The organism is Pseudomonas sp. HN2-3 (assembly GCF_020691745.1).
GTDB classification, from domain to species: Bacteria; Pseudomonadota; Gammaproteobacteria; order Pseudomonadales; family Pseudomonadaceae; genus Aquipseudomonas; species Aquipseudomonas capeferrum.
Genome location: NZ_CP085704.1, coordinates 2,384,982 through 2,400,943, shown reverse-complemented (window position 1 = coordinate 2,400,943; position 15,962 = coordinate 2,384,982). Strand labels below are relative to the sequence as shown.

Sequence of the window (15,962 nt, the reverse complement as noted above, 5' to 3'; positions counted from 1 at the left end):
GCTTACCTCTCAACAATCGACTTGACCGCTTTGATGACCGCATCGGCATTCGGTACATATGCGTCCTCAAGGTTGGGCGCATATGGAACCGGGGTGTGCGGGGCGGTAACCATCTTGATCGGTGCGCGAAGCGAGTCGAAACACTTGTCGGCCAGCATTGCCGAAATATCTGCAGCCATACCACAACGCGGGTTTGCTTCATCCACGATGACGACACGACCGATTTCGTCGGCGAAGTCCATCAGTGTTTCTTCATCGAGCGGCGAAGTGGTTCGCGGATCGATAATGCACGCAGAAATACCTTCAGACTGAAGCTTGCGCGCAGCCTCTTCTGCGATATGAACCATACGACCGATGGCCACGATCATCACGTCCTTACCGTCGCGCACCACACGGGCTTCACCAAATGGCACGGTGTAAGCGCCATCGGGGACTTCACCCATGGTGTCGTACAGCATTTTGTTCTCCAGGAAGATGACAGGGTCATCATCCCGAATGGCTTGAAGCAGCAGCCCCTTGGCGTCATAAGGGTTCGACGGGATGACCACCTTCAGACCAGGCACATGAGTGAAGATGGGATAAAACGCTTGGGTATGCTGGGCTGCAGAGCGGGTACCTGCACCATAGGTTGCTCGAATAACCAGAGGAGTTCGAGCATGACCACCAAACATGTAGCGGAATTTGGCGATCTGGTTGACGATCTGGTCGAGGCAAACCCCAGAGAAGTCGACGAACATCAGTTCAGCGATCGGTCGCATACCGGTCAGCGCAGCACCCGCTGCAGCACCAATGAACGCAGTTTCGCTGATCGGGGTATCGCGAACACGCTCCGGGCCAAACTCACCGAGCAGACCACGAGTGACGCCGAACGCGCCACCCCAAGCATCCTTGACACCGTTTGCACCAGCGCCACCAGTAAGGTCTTCGCCCATCATGATCACGCGCGGATCACGCTGCATCTCCAGGTGCAAAGCATCGTTCAGCGCCTGACGGAAAGAAATTTTAGCCATGATGCGCTCCTTACTGGTACTTCACGTAGACGTCGGTGGTGAGAGCAGAAACGGGAGGGAACTCAGAAGCGCGTGCGAATGCAACAGATTCGTTCACAGCAACCGTAACCTCTTCGTCAATCGCGTCCAGAGCAGCCACATCTGCGAGGGACTCTTCCGTGACTTTGCTGCGGAATTTGATCAGGCAGTCTTGTTCTTGACGCATGATCTTCTTCTCTTCCGGCGTACGATAGGTATCCGGATCACCACTGTAGTGACCGTAGTAACGCGGCACATGAATATGCAGAAGGGTTGGGCCACCACCTGAGCGGGCACGCGCAATCGCCTCACCAGCAATGGTGTAGACCTTGAAAACGTCGGTGCCATCAATTTCGGTGGCAGGGATGTCATAGCCCTCGGCACGACGTACGAAGCTGCCCGCAGAAACGAATTCGTTCGCGGTCGCTTCGCCGAAGCCGTTGTCTTCAATCACGAAGATCATTGGCAGCATCCAGATTTTGGCCAGGTTGAGACTCTCGGCCATTGCGCCTTCGTTCATGGCGCCATCGCCTGCAAAGGCAATCGCAACACGATCTGTATTCTGCAGTTTCGCACTCAGTGCGGCACCGCAGGTGATCGGAGCGCCGCCGGCCACGATGCCGTTAGCACCCAGCATACCTTTGCGCAGATCGGCAATGTGCTGGGATCCACCTTTACCACCACAAGTACCAGTGACTCGACCAAACAGCTCGGCCATCATCGCATTGATATCGCAGCCTTTAGCGATGCAGTGGCCATGGCCACGGTGGGTCGACGAAATGTAGTCCTCATCGGTGAGGTGCATGCATACGCCGACTGCGCTTGCCTCCTGGCCGGCATAGAGGTGGGTGCTCCCCGGGATATCACCGGTACCCATCTCGTTGATCACGCGCTCTTCGAAACAGCGAATCGTTTGCATGGTGCGATAGGCTTCCAGCAGCCGTTCGCGGGGCAAATGTGGCGAGAACATTCCACTTCTCCTCATTTGAGTATTGCAACTTGTTTTGTCGTTATTGTGCGTCACAGTCCAACGCTCTCTTTAACCGAAGGCACCCTAGTGGTCATCCGAATCCTGGGTGACAGTGATCGCCTCGTAGCCCAATCGTCTCGCGATAGCCTGATAACGTCCAATTGCGATTGCGGATTGTCAGAGATAACGTCTTCTTATCGGTACCGACCGAAACAGACCGCAAAAAAAGCCCTCACACATGAGCATTTCTCTCAATTTCTGCGGTACCGTATCAGCCGGCTCGACAGCGGCGAGCCTTCTAGCGCGAGCCCTACACCGCATTACACAAAAAATAAAGAGGCGCAACATGATCGATCTACGAAGCCTTCAAACCTTCTATGCGGTTGCGCAACTGGGCGGTTTTCACAAAGCAGCAGACAAGCTTCACACTTCCCAGCCAGCCGTCTCTGCACGTATTGCGCAGCTTGAAAGGCAGCTGAATGGGCGGCTGTTCGAGAGAGATAAGCGCGGGTGTTTTCTGACCGCGCAAGGACGAGAGCTGCTGACTTATGCCGAGCGCATGATCGCGCTTGAGAGCGAGATGGTAGAGGCTGTTGCAGGCCGTAAGGGGCTGAGTGGAACCGTAAGCCTGGGCGCCTCCGACACCATCGTGCACACCTGGCTCTCTGACCTTTTGAAACAGCTAAGCCTGGAATATCCCGAGATCACATTGGATGTCGTGGTAGACAGCACCGCGAACATGACCACTGGACTCGCAGATTGCACCCTGGACGTAGCGTTGCTGATGGGCCCGGTCAACATCGGTAACGCGGAGAATCTTCCCCTGTGCAGCTACCCGATGAGCTGGATCAAATCGCCCAAGCTAGATCTGGGCGATAAGCCGCTCACGCTCGAGGAGATTGCAGCCCACCCAGTGATCACGTACGCGAGGAACACGCGCCCGTACTGGCAGCTCAAAGACATGTTTGAACGCAAAGGGCTTCACAAGGTACGGCTTTTCTCGAACTCCTCGCTGTCCTCGATTGTACGCATGACGGTGGATGGGATTGGCATAGCAGCCATACCCGAGCATGCCGTATTCGATGAGTTGGCCAGCGGCAAGCTCCACACCGTCTCCTCCACGCACGAAATGCCAGTCATGTCGTTCACCGCCAGCTTCATCGAGCGCGCAGATATGCCCCTGAACAGGATGGTTGCGCAGCTTGCTCAAAAGGTAGCAGCCGAGTATTGGCGGGTATAAAAAAACGGAGCCGAGGCTCCGTTTTTTGTATTGTCAGGCTGCTGGGTTTCGCCCCAGTCGCTCATAGACTTCGGGGCGCATGGCCTTGAAGTATTGAGCCAGCCCCATACCGGCAATCAGCACACCGGTCAAGCAGAGCAGCATCCAGGTACGCTCACCAGGCTCACCACCTACCAGCAGGTCGAAGTGGTAGGCAACCAGGGTAACCAAGGCGACGAAGAAAACGCCCGAAATGATCGGAGCCAGGAAGGCTTTTGCAAAGCTGACCTCACCGTGACGCCCTTTGCGTACATACCAAGTCAGAGCAGAGAGGTTCACCACAGCCATCAGGATGATCACACCCGAAGTACCTACGCCGGAGAGCTGGCCGTACAGAAGCTCGGGCTTTGCACCAATGACGATAAACGGCATAAGCACACAGAGCACCATCGTGGACACACTCATCGAAGCAGCGAATGGGGATGAGTGCTTCACATGAATGCGGCTAAGGAATTTCGGCAGCGCGCGGTCAGTACCCAGGTTGAAGAGGTAACGCGAAAGGACGTTGTGAGTAGAGAGGGCCGATGCGAAGGCCGAAGTGAGCACAAGGATCGTAACGATCACTTGGAAGCGACCATCGATGTATTTGCTGAACGCAAGGGAGAACATGGTAGCAGGGGAATCAGTGGCAATCTGCTGCACATTCTCGCCGTAAGCGGTGACCAACGCATAAGCACATACGGTGTACATCGCGCCGATGAAGATAATCGACCCATACGTAGCGCGACGGATGGTCTTGTCAGGGTCTCGCACTTCGTCACGGTACAGCGCGGTAGCTTCGAAGCCCATGAAGAACGATACGGCGAACAGCATCGCGAAAGGAATATTCACACCTTCCTTGGAAAGCTCACCTGGCGAGAAGGGGGCGGACGCCGCCATACCCGTATCACCACCGATGCTCAACACCCCGAAGGCGAAGCCCAGGCACACCACGATCTCCGACAACATGACCCACAGCAGTACCTTTGCCGAGAGCTCAACGTGAAGGTAACCAAGAATACCCACGATGACCCAGCAAGTCAGAGAGTAGAAATACCAAGGGAAAGCTGAGCCTGTGAGGCCTCGGTGGAAATCAGAACACGCAACACCGAAGTAGGAAGTGATACCCGCAAGAAGAACGAAATAGGAAACTGCAGCTGTCAGCCCTGCTCCAAGACCCGCTGATTTCCCTAAGCCATAAGTAATGAACGAGTAGAAGTCGCCGGATCGACGAACCATGTTATTGAGCGTGATATAACCAATACCAAACAGCAGCATGACCGAGGCAACTACAACGAATAGGAGCGGCGTCGCCACGCCTCCGAACATTAAAGAGACCGGAATGTATCCTGCAACTGTAGTAAGCGGTGCAGAAAAGGCCAGCACCGTCATAGCCAAGCTCAGTGCACCCATATTACCCGACAATTTCTTCTGACTGACTGCGGCGTCTCCGACGCTTTCGGAAGCCTCAATACTCATAGCCATTTATTCCTTTCTCCTCGACTCGTAAGCGCAACTTTAGTAAACGGCAGTAGTCATTACTCAAGTGAAGCGCCACAATTTTTGTTATGATGGATACTCGGCTTAGTGCACACAGATGCTAATGATTCACTCGGAGTCAATCGAGCGTTCCATCCAACATTTCAACATCGTGTTGAGCGTGCTCATCGCGCTGTGGATCATCCTCGCGCCGCCCTTCGATAACGTCAAATTTTCATTACCTATTGTCTGTGATAATGGCCGGTTATCAGTGAGCGGTGCGCGCCCTATCACAACACTGCAAGACCTTAACACCTAAGCCATTAATTCAGACTCACCCGTGGTCACCCTCCTGCTCCAGGGCCACCTGTGAAACCAGTTCGGCCACTCCCAAGGTGGCCGAACCCGCATTGGTCAGATGCCACCTATGGATGACCATGGGAGGTGGAGCAGTCACTGGCAAGATCTCAAGCTCGCCACTGGCCAGATGTTCTTGTACCAGGACGGCAGGCAGAACACCGCTACCAATGCCATTTCGAATCAGCGTGATCAGCGCCGATATCGAAGGTGAGCTGGACAGCTGAATGGTCGTGGGGTTGATGCCATATTTGAAGGCCAGCTTCTGCACCGTCCGAGCAGCATCATCGGACGGCGTGGTGTTGCTCATGGGCGTGAGTATTTGGTGCGAGAAAATGAAACCCCTAGCTGCGCTTCAAGGTTTTTCATTCTCATGGACAGCGCGGAAGGCGTGGCATGCAGACGCTCTGCCAGTTTCCTCAAGTGCGGTGTGTGGGCGAGTTCTACAAACGTCTCAAGACGCTTTGTATTCATCAGTCCCTCCAGACATCTGTTCAACTTTCCTTAACGAACATGGCCATTTTTATTTAATTTACAGCCTTTGAAACGCATCCATACACTCTCTTTCAGCGTGAGGGCGAGCGCTTTTTCCAAAAATTATGAAGGTGTTGATATGTCCAGCATTGAAAAGGGTGACCGACCGCTTCCTCCTACACTGAAGGACATCGAGGATGCCGCAGTCAGAATTCAAGGTTACGCGGCACGAACGCAACTGCTGGAGAATCCAGAGCTCAATGAGCTCCTAGGCGGTCGGTTGTTGTTCAAGCCTGAGGTACTGCAACGCACTGCTTCATTCGAATTCCGTGGAGCTGGGGCGCCACCGGAATCGTGGCTGCACTCTCGGCTCTGCTGGAGAAACCAGTGGTCTTCCATGAACCAGAAATCGAGACCCGGAGCACCGAGCTGTGCATCGCTCACGGCGGGTAGATGTCATGTTCATGGGGCCTGAATCTGCTCATGACGGCATCGCTATGCGCGAATACGAAGGCATGGTCAGAGCACTGCGAGGGAGCGTGATGCAGCATCTGACCTGATCGCCAAAGTGCTGGGTGTTGCGGGGCAACATGCGCGAATCGCAACAGGCGCATCCTCTCTGCCTTCAGGGATGGCGGTGGAAATCGAGGCAGCATTTCTCCTGAAGCATTAACAGCCGTGGGGCGGTTCTACCCGCCTCACTTTTCACAACCAGTAGTCTGGCTGCTGGTAGATGTGCCTCAAGTAGTCGATGAAGTGACGCACCTTGGCAGGCAAAAAACGCTGCTGAGGATACACCGCCTGGATGTCGTAATCTGGCAGTGCGAACTCGTCCAGCACCGTCACCAATTCTCCACTCGCCAATTCACGATGGATCTCCCAAGTCGAACGCCAACCAATGCCTAACCCCTGCCTCATCCAGGAGAAGAGCAGCTCACCATCGTTGCAAGCCATACTTCCGCTCACCCTCATGGCCACCTGCTTGCCCTCTCGCTGGAATGTCCACCCGCGTGGCTGCCCCCCCTGCGATGTGAAGGCCAGACAGTTGTGATTGGCGAGTTGCTCCAGACTGGTTGGCTTGCCATGCTTCTCGAAGTATTCCGGCGTACCACAGACCACTCTGCGATTGGAGCAAAGCTTCACCGCCACGTAGTTCGGGTCGGTCACCCAGCCAATGCGAATGCTCAGGTCGTACCCCTCACTCACAAGGTCGACGAGGCTATCGGTCAGGTTGAAGGACAACTTCAAATTCGGAAATTTCTGATGGAACCCAAGCGCATGTGGCGCGACATGTAACCGGCCAAATGCAGCCGGGGCCGAGACCATCAGGTTCCCCGTCACCAGCTTGGCGCTGTTGCTGATGCTCGCTTCCATCTCATCAAATTCACGAACGAGATCCTTGGCGCGCTCCAGTAGCTGCTCACCCAACTCTGTCAGGTGCAAACCGCGGGTAGAACGGTGCATCAGCTTTACACCCAACCGCTTCTCCAACGAGTCCAGCCGCCTACCCAACATGGCTGGTGTGACGCCCTCACTCAAGGCGGCAGCCGCAAAGCTCCCTTTCTGTGCGATTTGGATGAAACTTTGCAGTTCAGTGAAACGTGCCATTCGATACCTTTTATATCGACAGAAACTCATTTTGGGATCTTCAAGCCGCTATCCCGCTCGTCCAGACTGAAGGCCACTACAAAAAGATATCGATTTCCTGGAGGAAAGAGTATGTCCAAAATGAGAGCAATCGATGCCGCCGTCCTGGTGATGCGTCGCGAAGGAGTCGATACGGCTTTCGGTATTCCGGGTGCCGCCATCAACCCACTTTACTCCGCCCTGCAGAAAGTCGGTGGTATCGATCACGTCCTCGCTCGTCACGTCGAAGGTGCGTCGCATATGGCCGAGGGCTACACGCGGGCTAACCCTGGTAACATCGGCGTATGCATTGGCACCTCCGGCCCTGCCGGGACTGACATGGTCACGGGCCTGTACAGCGCCTCCGCTGATTCTATTCCAATTCTTTGCATCACCGGCCAAGCTCCACGTGCCCGGCTGCACAAGGAAGACTTCCAGGCTATCGATATCACCAACATCGTCAAGCCTGTGACCAAGTGGGCCACCACAGTTCTGGAGCCGGGCCAGGTTCCTTACGCATTCCAGAAAGCCTTCTATGAGATGCGTACTGGACGCCCAGGCCCCGTCCTGATCGACCTGCCATTCGATGTGCAAATGGCCGAAATCGAATTCGACATTGACGCGTACGAGCCGCTGCCAGTACACAAGCCAAGCGCGACACGTATTCAGGCTGAAAAGGCACTTGCCCTGCTCAACGACGCCGAGCGCCCACTGATCGTCTCCGGTGGCGGCGTTATCAACGCCAATGCGAGCGACCTGCTTGTCGAGTTCGCTGAGCTTACCGGCGTACCGGTTATCCCTACGCTGATGGGCTGGGGCACCATCCCGGACGACCACGCACAAATGGTCGGCATGGTCGGCCTACAGACGTCGCACCGTTATGGTAATGCCACGCTGCTCGAATCTGACCTCGTATTCGGCATCGGTAACCGCTGGGCAAACCGCCACACCGGTTCGGTGGACGTTTACACCAAGGGTCGCAAGTTCGTTCACGTCGACATCGAACCTACGCAGATTGGCCGCGTTTTCACCCCGGACTTGGGCATCGTTTCCGACGCTGGAAAAGCACTGGAAGCGTTCCTTGAAGTCGCCCGCGAATGGAAAGCCGCTGGTAAATTGAAATGCCGACAAGCGTGGCTTGAGAGCTGCCAGCAACGCAAAGCCACTCTGCAGCGCAAGACCCACTTCGACAACGTACCGGTCAAGCCTCAGCGCGTTTATGAAGAAATGAACCAAGTGTTCGGTAAGGACACTTGCTACATCTCTACCATCGGCCTGTCACAGATTGCCGGCGCTCAGTTCTTGCACGTGTACAAACCACGTCACTGGATCAACTGTGGCCAGGCGGGCCCTCTGGGCTGGACGATCCCAGCTGCACTGGGTGTAGTCAAAGCTGACCCAAGCCGTCAGGTCGTTGCGTTGTCCGGCGACTACGATTTCCAGTTCATGATCGAAGAGCTGGCTGTCGGTGCTCAGTTCAACCTGCCCTACGTTCACGTCCTGGTAAACAACTCGTATCTGGGTCTTATTCGTCAGGCCCAGCGCGGTTTCGAGATGGACTATTGCGTCCAGCTGGCCTTCGAAAACATAAACGCCCCAGAGCTCAATGGTTACGGCGTGGATCACGTCGCGGTTGTCGAGGGTCTGGGCTGTAAAGCGATTCGCGTGTTCGAGCCATTTGAGATTGCCCCTGCTCTCAGGGAAGCCCAGCGAATGGCTCAACAGCACCAGGTACCAGTGGTCGTTGAGGTGATTTTGGAGCGAGTGACCAACATCTCCATGGGTACCGAAATCGACGCAATTAACGAGTTCGAAGAGCTGGCAGTATTCGCCAGCGATGCGCCGACCTCGATTGTGCCGTTGAGCAATTCTTGAGACTTGTGAGGACAGCCAGATGCCACGTTTAGCAGCCAACCTTTCGATGTTGTTCACCGAACACGATTTCCTCGCGCGCTTCAGTGCTGCCGCCAATGCCGGGTTCACAGGCGTCGAATACCTGTTCCCGTACGACTTCAGCGCTGCCGACATCAAGCAGCAGCTGGAAGCCAACGGCCTGACCCAGGTGCTGTTCAACCTGCCTGCCGGCGACTGGGCCAAGGGTGAGCGCGGTATCACCTGCCACCCCCACCGTATCGAAGAATTCCGTGCCGGTGTCGACAAGGCCATCGAGTACGCCAAGGTGCTGGGCAACACCCAGGTCAACGCCCTGGCCGGTATCCGCCCACAAGGCCCGGACTGCGCCACCGTGCGCAAGACCTTCGTCGAAAACCTGCGCTACGCCGCCGACAAGCTCAAGGCCGCCGGTATTCGCCTGGTCATGGAAATGATCAACACCCGCGACATCCCGGGTTTCTACCTGAACACCACCCAGCAGGCCCTGGAAATCCAGGCCGAAGTGGGCAGTGACAACCTGTTCCTGCAGTACGATATCTACCACATGCAGATCATGGAGGGTGACCTGGCTCGCACCATGGAAACCAACCTGCAGTTGATCAACCACATCCAGCTGGCCGACAACCCGGGCCGTAACGAGCCTGGTACTGGCGAGATCAACTACCGCTTCCTGTTCGAGCATTTGGATCGCATTGGCTATCAGGGCTGGGTCGGCGCGGAATACAAACCGCTGACAACCACTGAAGCAGGTTTGGGTTGGCTGAAGTCCCACAACGCAGTCTGAAACAGCCAGGCGCTAAGCGCCTGATGTGAACCAATACAAAGAGGCACATTGTCATGGCTAAAATCGGTTTCATCGGCACCGGCATCATGGGCAAGCCCATGGCGCAAAACCTGCAAAAAGCAGGTCACAGCATCTTCGTCTCCACCCATCACGACGCCGCTCCTGCCGATCTGATCGCCACTGGCGCAGTAGCTTTGGCCAACCCAAAAGAGGTTGCCCAGGAAGCTGAATTCATTATCGTCATGGTGCCTGACACCCCTCAGGTGGAAAGCGTACTGTTTGGTGAAAACGGCGTTGCCGAAGGCGTGGGCCCGAACAAGGTTGTGATCGACATGAGCTCGATCTCACCTACCGCGACTAAGGTTTTCGCCGAAAAAATCAAGGCAACCGGTGCGGCCTACCTGGATGCTCCGGTATCCGGCGGTGAAGTGGGAGCCAAGGCGGCGACCCTGAGCATCATGGTCGGTGGTTGCCCGAAAGCCTTCGAGCGAGCCCTGCCGCTGTTCGAAACCATGGGCAAGAACATCACCCGCGTAGGTGGCAATGGGGACGGCCAGACCGCTAAAGTTGCCAACCAGATCATCGTCGCCCTGAACATTCAGGCAGTCAGCGAAGCGCTACTGTTCGCCGCCAAAAACGGTGCCGATCCAGCCAAGGTGCGTGAAGCATTGATGGGTGGCTTCGCCTCGTCGAAAATCCTCGAAGTGCACGCCGAGCGCATGATCAAAGGCACCTTCGACCCAGGGTTCCGTATAAACCTGCACCAGAAAGACCTCAACCTGGCCCTGCAGGGAGCGAAAGAGCTTGGGCTGAATCTGCCCAACACCTCAAATACTCAGCAAGTCTTCAGCACCTGTGTGGCATTGGGTGGGGGCGACTGGGATCATTCAGCGTTGATCAAAGGCTTGGAGCATATGGCGAATTTCTCGATTCGCGATAAGCGCTAAGGGACAGCTAGGCTGGGTGGTAGTCCGCGCTACCACCTAGTCCAGCGACCTGAATGCGTTATGCGTTGACTCCGCGCGATCCCGCCTCCCGCCAATAGGCGAACTCACTCCGACAAGTCAGTGCCCCCCTCCAATCGCATGGTGGAACGCACTAGCCTCTGCTCCTCCTCCTCGATTTCTCGCAGACTATCTCGAACGCTGTTGATATGGTCTCGCGCCGCACGCTGAGCCTGCTCCGGCAGTTGCTCCATCACCGCGTGATAGAGACGAGAGTGCTGCCTGTCAATCTGTCGCTTTTGGGGAGGGCGGCAATAGAGATTGTTGACCGACGCGAAGACCGTGCTCAACGTCAAATCACTCAGGTTTTGCAGCGTGTGAACAAGTACAGGATTGTGCGAAGCCTCGCTGATAGAACGATGAAAGGCGTGATCGAGCCTGGCCTGCTCCTTGGGATCATGCTGCTTAGGATCAGAATGCGCAGAGAGCATTTCCTCGTAGCGCTTACGGATTAGGAATCGATCCACATCCGTTGCTCTAAGGGCGGCTAGTCTCGCGGACTCACCTTCTAACAGTGCCCTAACCTCCAGGAGATCGTAGAGTGTCCTGCGTTGGGAACTGAACAGATACATCATCGGCTGCGTAGCTTCAGTGTTGGATAGATCAGCAACAAATGAACCTCGACCATGCTCAGTTTCGATGATCCCTCGTCCGCGAAGAATCCTGAGCCCCTCTCGAAGCGCTGAGCGCGAACAACCCATTTTGGCCATCAATCGCCGCTCAGAGGGTAGCGCCTGACCTACCTTGATTACGCCATCAACAATCAAGCGCTCGATGCGCTCGGCAACCTGGTCAGCGACTTGGGTTTTTTCTTGTTTGCCCGAGTGCGAGTTTTCCATCAAGGCTCCTGGATAGCTGGTACGACCAGCCGGAAATTGCAGGATGACAGAAGTCAGTCTATCCCCGCAAAGACCCGATCCAAAGGGACTTCGATCGGTTGCCGGTAAAAACTGGTACTACCAGATCGCTTGATGATCGACATGCTGAAATCAGCCGCGCAGTGTGGGTTTACCTTCCGCTCCTGCCAGATAAAAACGTCCGAGCGGGAGGTAAATCACACAAGAATAAAAGCCAAACTCGAGAGCGCGATGAACATCCTCTATGACGAGCGTGTCGATGGTGCGTTGCCCAACGTCGACAAAAAGCAGGTGCTCGATCAGCTATCAAGCCTGATTCCTGATCTCGAAATTCTCTCCTCAGAAGAGGAGCTCAGACCTTACGAATGTGATGGCCTATCGGCCTACCGAGTCATGCCTCTCCTGGTCGTGATACCGACCAGAATTGATCAGGTTCAATCCATTCTCAGCACGTGCTTCGAGCTGCGTGTCCCCGTAGTAGCGCGAGGTGCGGGAACCGGACTCTCAGGCGGAGCACTGCCGCACGAGCGAGGCATTCTCCTCGTCATGGCCCGCTTCAACCAGATCATAGAGGTCAATCCACTAGGTCGATTTGCAACGGTTCAGCCCGGGGTTCGCAACCTGGCCATTTCCCAAGCAGCAGCACCACATGGCCTCTATTACGCACCTGATCCGTCATCACAGATCGCATGCTCGATTGGTGGAAACGTTGCCGAGAATGCGGGCGGCGTGCATTGCCTCAAATACGGGCTGACCGTGAACAACATCTTGAAGGTCGAAATCCTCACCATTGAGGGGGAGACACTCACACTGGGTAGCGACGCGCTCGACAGCCCTGGCTTTGATCTACTGGCGTTGTTCACTGGGTCAGAGGGTATGTTGGGAGTCATCACAGAAGTGACCGTGAAACTTCTTCCCAAGCCACAGGTGGCGCGCGTGCTGCTTGCCAGCTTCGACTCAGTCAAAAAGGCGGGCGCGGCAGTAGCCGACATCATCGCTGACGGCATCATCCCAGGTGGCTTGGAAATGATGGACAACCTCTCCATCCGTGCCAGCGAAGACTTTATACACGCCGGTTATCCGGTCGACGCCGCCGCCATGTTGCTCTGCGAACTCGATGGCGTTGAAGCGGATGTGCAGGAAGATTGTGAGCGGGTAAAAACCATCCTCGAATTGGCCGGCGCGACTGAGGTCAGGCTTGCGCAAGATGAAGCAGAGCGGGTGCGATTTTGGGCGGGCAGGAAGAACGCGTTCCCCGCTGTTGGGCGTATATCTCCCGACTACTACTGCATGGACGGCACGATCCCCCGCCGTCAGCTGCCCCGGGTACTGAACGGGATCGAAGAGCTGTCCAACGAGTACGGCTTGCGGGTAGCGAACGTATTCCACGCAGGTGACGGGAATATGCACCCACTGATTCTCTTTGATGCCAATAAAGCGGGTGAGCTGGAGCGCGCTGAAGCGCTTGGAGGCAAAATCCTCGAGCTGTGTGTTGAGGTCGGTGGGAGCATCACGGGAGAGCATGGCGTTGGACGGGAAAAGATAAACCAAATGTGCGCGCAGTTCAGTGGTGACGAAATCACCCTCATGCACGCGGTCAAGCATGCCTTCGACAAGCACGGTTTGCTCAACCCTGGAAAAAACATTCCAACACTGAATCGGTGTGCTGAATTCGGCTCCATGCACATTCATCACGGCAACCTGCCCTTTCCTGAGTTGGAGCGCTTCTGATGCAGCACGATTACGACAACAGCGCTGACTTGCTTGAGCAAGTGAATTACGCCCTCAACGAGGACATCCCCCTTCGTATTCAGGGGAGCAACAGCAAGCACATGCTCGGCAATCACATGGCTGGCGAAGTCCTCGATACCAGGATCCATCGCGGCATCGTGAATTATGATCCAACTGAGCTTGTCATCACCGCCCGCGCAGGCACATCGTTGTGGGAAATCGAAGCTGCGTTGGATCACGCGGGCCAGATGCTTCCGTTCGAGCCGCCGCACTTCGGCCCTGATGCGACCGTAGGCGGGATGGTTGCAGCCGGCCTATCTGGGCCACGTCGCCCTTGGGCAGGAGCGGTAAGGGACTATGTCCTTGGAGTCCAGGTAATCATCGGCAACGGCAAGCTGATGCGGTTTGGTGGCGAGGTCATGAAGAACGTTGCAGGCTACGACCTCTCCCGCCTGATGGCAGGAAGCTTCGGTTGTCTCGGTGTCATCACCGAGGTATCGCTGAAGGTTCTTCCCAAACCTAGAGCCTCCGCAAGTCTTTCTCTAGACATGACTCCAGCGCAGGCTATGGCGAACCTGGCGCGCTGGGGTCAGCAACCTATTCCGATTACCGCTGCGTGCCACGATGGCGCGCTCCTCCACTTGCGCATTGAAGGCGGCGAAGGTTCTGTAAGGTCAGCATTAAGCATACTGGGAGGTCAGCCCCTCGAAAATGATTACTGGAAACGCCTTCGCGAGCACGAGAGTGATTTTTTCAAAAAGCCAGAAGCTCTTTGGCGCCTTTCGTTGCCTGCTAACGTCTCGCCCTACATTTCATCAGGTGATCAAATGCTGGATTGGGGAGGCGCTCAACGCTGGCTCAAGACCAATGAAGATCCTCAAGCGATTCGTAGTGCGGTGGAACATGTTGGCGGTCATGCCATTCGTTACGCCGCGGGGGAATCCTCACTACAGCCGTTGTCGAAAACGCTGATGAAATACCAGAAAAATCTGAAGAACCAATTCGATCCTCAGAACATATTCAATCCTGGCCGCTTAAGTGCAGAGGTTTAAGGACAGCTCATGCAAACTCTACTCAGCCAGAAGGCGAAGGAATTACCCCGAGCAGAAGAAGCGGAAAAAATCCTGCGCTCATGCGTGCACTGTGGATTCTGCACCGCAACATGCCCAACCTATCAATTATTGGGCGATGAACTTGATGGGCCACGCGGTCGAATTTACCTGATCAAACAAGTTTTAGAAGGTAACGAGGTTACCGCAAAAACCCAGCAGCATCTAGATCGCTGCCTATCATGCCGAAACTGCGAAACAACCTGCCCTTCTGGTGTTCAGTACCACAACCTTCTAGATATCGGGCGCGAAGTAGTTGAAAAAGAAGTTCCCCGTTCCCTCTATGAGCGTCTCCTACGCACCGGTATTCGGACAGTGATACCGCGCCCAGTTTTGTTCAAAATATTGTGCACAGCTGGCATGATTGTCCGGCCATTACTGCCTGGAGCCTTCAAACGTAAGATACCGCCACTTCCCGATTCACCTAGGGAGCGCCCACGCAGGCATCACAAACGTAAGGTTCTGATGCTGGAAGGATGTGTGCAACCAACACTGGCGCCCAGCACCAATGCTGCTGCTACCAGAGTGCTCGATAGGCTTGGTATTTCTGTCTTGAGTGCTCCACAAGCCGGTTGTTGTGGGGCCGTAGACTACCATCTGAATGCTCAGGAACGTGGCTTGGAGCGAGCCCGCCGGAACATCGACAGCTGGTGGCCAGCAGTGCGGCATGGTGCCGAAGCGATCGTGCAAACCGCAAGCGGTTGCGGGGCGTTTGTCCGTGACTACGGGCACCTCCTGAAGGACGATAAGCAGTATGCAGAGAAAGCTCGCGTCATAAGCTCACTGGCAAAAGACTTGGCTGAGGTGATCAGAGCCGAGCCCCTTGAAACTTTAAGCCCCAGTGCTAGCCAGCGCATCGCATTCCACTGCCCTTGTACACTTCAGCACGCTCAAAAACTCGGCGGTGCCGTCGAAGAAATCCTCACGCGATTCGGTTTCTCGCTCACCTCAGTGCCCGACAGCCACCTCTGTTGTGGATCTGCAGGCACCTATTCGATCACTCAACCAGAGCTCTCCATCCGCCTTCGTGATCAGAAGCTAGCAGCGTTGGAGAGTGGTAACCCGGATGAAATTGTTACTGCCAATATTGGCTGCCAAACGCACTTAAGCGGAGCTAGAAAAAAACCAGTGAAACACTGGATTGAAATAGTCGAGGAAAGTTTGAACCCACCGACCAAACCAGTTGAGCTTAAGCCAGCGGAAATGATCTCCCCGTTCGTATAGAAAACTGTATTTGAGTCAAAAAAGCCAAGGCTTCGAGCACTACTACAAATCAAGCCTTGGCATTCCGACGCAACACTCCACTTCACTGTGATAACAACGCATTATCACCTCTGAAAAATAATGCCGCTCAGACACATATCGAATCTATCTTCTGCACATCCCCGAGGG

General features: G+C 55.3%; 14 protein-coding genes. 7 read left to right on the top strand and 7 right to left on the bottom strand.

The genetic code is table 11. The features are described from left to right. Positions 1–2: 2 nt before the first annotated feature. Together LJX93_RS10985 and LJX93_RS10980 are read right to left on the bottom strand one after the other, a co-directional pair. Complete coding sequence (locus LJX93_RS10985; RefSeq protein WP_274080638.1) at positions 3–1,013, bottom strand: alpha-ketoacid dehydrogenase subunit beta; 1,011 nt, start codon at positions 1,011–1,013, stop codon at positions 3–5. Positions 1,014–1,020: 7 nt separating this feature from the next. Further along, positions 1,021–1,998 carry a thiamine pyrophosphate-dependent dehydrogenase E1 component subunit alpha gene (locus tag LJX93_RS10980; protein WP_186664904.1) on the bottom strand — a complete coding sequence of 326 codons (978 nt, stop codon included), beginning with the start codon at positions 1,996–1,998 and terminating at the stop codon, positions 1,021–1,023. A 346-nt stretch (positions 1,999–2,344) separates the two neighbouring features. On the opposite strand from LJX93_RS10980, the gene LJX93_RS10975 reads away from it, so the two are divergent. Beyond that, positions 2,345–3,238, top strand: coding sequence for a LysR family transcriptional regulator (locus LJX93_RS10975; RefSeq protein WP_186664906.1), 894 nt, complete (start codon positions 2,345–2,347; stop codon positions 3,236–3,238). Positions 3,239–3,271: 33 nt separating this feature from the next. Here LJX93_RS10975 and LJX93_RS10970 read toward each other — a convergent pair whose 3' ends face one another. The 4 genes from LJX93_RS10970 to LJX93_RS10955 all read right to left on the bottom strand — a co-directional run bounded on the left by LJX93_RS10970 (position 3,272) and on the right by LJX93_RS10955 (position 7,174). Beyond that, on the bottom strand, positions 3,272–4,735 hold the full coding sequence (locus tag LJX93_RS10970) for an APC family permease (RefSeq protein ID WP_186664908.1): 1,464 nt from the start codon (positions 4,733–4,735) through the stop codon (positions 3,272–3,274). 334 nt (positions 4,736–5,069) lie between these two features. Beyond that, on the bottom strand, positions 5,070–5,402 hold the full coding sequence (locus tag LJX93_RS10965; RefSeq protein WP_227697182.1) for a LysR substrate-binding domain-containing protein: 333 nt from the start codon (positions 5,400–5,402) through the stop codon (positions 5,070–5,072). Then, a complete protein-coding gene (locus LJX93_RS27485; protein ID WP_227697181.1) occupies positions 5,399–5,566 on the bottom strand; it encodes a LysR family transcriptional regulator in 168 nt (55 codons plus the stop codon). The genes LJX93_RS10965 and LJX93_RS27485 overlap by 4 nt, the downstream gene beginning before the upstream one ends. Before the next feature lie 705 nt (positions 5,567–6,271). Next, positions 6,272–7,174: a LysR family transcriptional regulator gene (locus tag LJX93_RS10955; RefSeq protein ID WP_186664936.1), complete on the bottom strand. Its 903-nt coding sequence runs from the start codon at positions 7,172–7,174 to the stop codon at positions 6,272–6,274. A gap of 111 nt (positions 7,175–7,285) precedes the next feature. Between LJX93_RS10955 and gcl the strand changes: the two genes are divergently transcribed. The 3 genes from gcl to LJX93_RS10940 are packed head-to-tail and all read left to right on the top strand — an operon-like array spanning position 7,286 to position 10,816. Beyond that, positions 7,286–9,067 (top strand): glyoxylate carboligase, encoded by a 1,782-nt coding sequence (gcl, locus tag LJX93_RS10950; protein WP_186664938.1) that lies wholly within the window; start codon positions 7,286–7,288, stop codon positions 9,065–9,067. A 19-nt stretch (positions 9,068–9,086) separates the two neighbouring features. After that, positions 9,087–9,869, top strand: coding sequence for a hydroxypyruvate isomerase (gene hyi, locus LJX93_RS10945; protein WP_186664946.1), 783 nt, complete (start codon positions 9,087–9,089; stop codon positions 9,867–9,869). Positions 9,870–9,922: 53 nt separating this feature from the next. Next, positions 9,923–10,816 carry a 2-hydroxy-3-oxopropionate reductase gene (locus LJX93_RS10940; protein WP_186664956.1) on the top strand — a complete coding sequence of 298 codons (894 nt, stop codon included), beginning with the start codon at positions 9,923–9,925 and terminating at the stop codon, positions 10,814–10,816. 104 nt (positions 10,817–10,920) lie between these two features. Here the strand turns inward: LJX93_RS10940 and glcC are convergent, their stop codons facing one another. Then, the gene (gene glcC / locus LJX93_RS10935) at positions 10,921–11,712 is read right to left on the bottom strand and encodes a transcriptional regulator GlcC (RefSeq protein WP_227697180.1); all 792 of its coding nucleotides are present in this window, start codon (positions 11,710–11,712) and stop codon (positions 10,921–10,923) included. Between the two features lie 249 nt (positions 11,713–11,961). On the opposite strand from glcC, the gene glcD reads away from it, so the two are divergent. Genes glcD through glcF form a run of 3 tightly spaced genes read left to right on the top strand, consistent with a single transcriptional unit; the run spans position 11,962 to position 15,794 of the window. After that, positions 11,962–13,461 (top strand): glycolate oxidase subunit GlcD, encoded by a 1,500-nt coding sequence (glcD, locus tag LJX93_RS10930; protein WP_186665028.1) that lies wholly within the window; start codon positions 11,962–11,964, stop codon positions 13,459–13,461. After that, positions 13,461–14,513 (top strand): glycolate oxidase subunit GlcE, encoded by a 1,053-nt coding sequence (glcE, locus tag LJX93_RS10925; protein WP_186664960.1) that lies wholly within the window; start codon positions 13,461–13,463, stop codon positions 14,511–14,513. The genes glcD and glcE overlap by 1 nt, the downstream gene beginning before the upstream one ends. 9 nt (positions 14,514–14,522) lie before the next feature. Then, complete coding sequence (glcF, locus tag LJX93_RS10920) at positions 14,523–15,794, top strand: glycolate oxidase subunit GlcF (RefSeq protein WP_186664962.1); 1,272 nt, start codon at positions 14,523–14,525, stop codon at positions 15,792–15,794. Positions 15,795–15,962 lie beyond the last annotated feature (168 nt).

Excerpts from the sequence above, each read along its gene's own strand:
- LJX93_RS10980 (WP_186664904.1), bottom strand. The coding sequence starts at position 1,998 with ATGTTCTCGCCACATTTGCCCCGCGAACGGCTGCTGGAAGCCTATCGC.
- LJX93_RS10975 (WP_186664906.1), top strand. The coding sequence starts at position 2,345 with ATGATCGATCTACGAAGCCTTCAAACCTTCTATGCGGTTGCGCAACTG.
- LJX93_RS10970 (WP_186664908.1), bottom strand. The coding sequence starts at position 4,735 with ATGAGTATTGAGGCTTCCGAAAGCGTCGGAGACGCCGCAGTCAGTCAG.
- LJX93_RS10965 (WP_227697182.1), bottom strand. The coding sequence starts at position 5,402 with ATGAGCAACACCACGCCGTCCGATGATGCTGCTCGGACGGTGCAGAAG.
- LJX93_RS27485 (WP_227697181.1), bottom strand. The coding sequence starts at position 5,566 with ATGAATACAAAGCGTCTTGAGACGTTTGTAGAACTCGCCCACACACCG.
- LJX93_RS10955 (WP_186664936.1), bottom strand. The coding sequence starts at position 7,174 with ATGGCACGTTTCACTGAACTGCAAAGTTTCATCCAAATCGCACAGAAA.
- gcl (WP_186664938.1), top strand. The coding sequence starts at position 7,286 with ATGTCCAAAATGAGAGCAATCGATGCCGCCGTCCTGGTGATGCGTCGC.
- hyi (WP_186664946.1), top strand. The coding sequence starts at position 9,087 with ATGCCACGTTTAGCAGCCAACCTTTCGATGTTGTTCACCGAACACGAT.
- LJX93_RS10940 (WP_186664956.1), top strand. The coding sequence starts at position 9,923 with ATGGCTAAAATCGGTTTCATCGGCACCGGCATCATGGGCAAGCCCATG.
- glcC (WP_227697180.1), bottom strand. The coding sequence starts at position 11,712 with ATGGAAAACTCGCACTCGGGCAAACAAGAAAAAACCCAAGTCGCTGAC.
- glcD (WP_186665028.1), top strand. The coding sequence starts at position 11,962 with ATGAACATCCTCTATGACGAGCGTGTCGATGGTGCGTTGCCCAACGTC.
- glcE (WP_186664960.1), top strand. The coding sequence starts at position 13,461 with ATGCAGCACGATTACGACAACAGCGCTGACTTGCTTGAGCAAGTGAAT.
- glcF (WP_186664962.1), top strand. The coding sequence starts at position 14,523 with ATGCAAACTCTACTCAGCCAGAAGGCGAAGGAATTACCCCGAGCAGAA.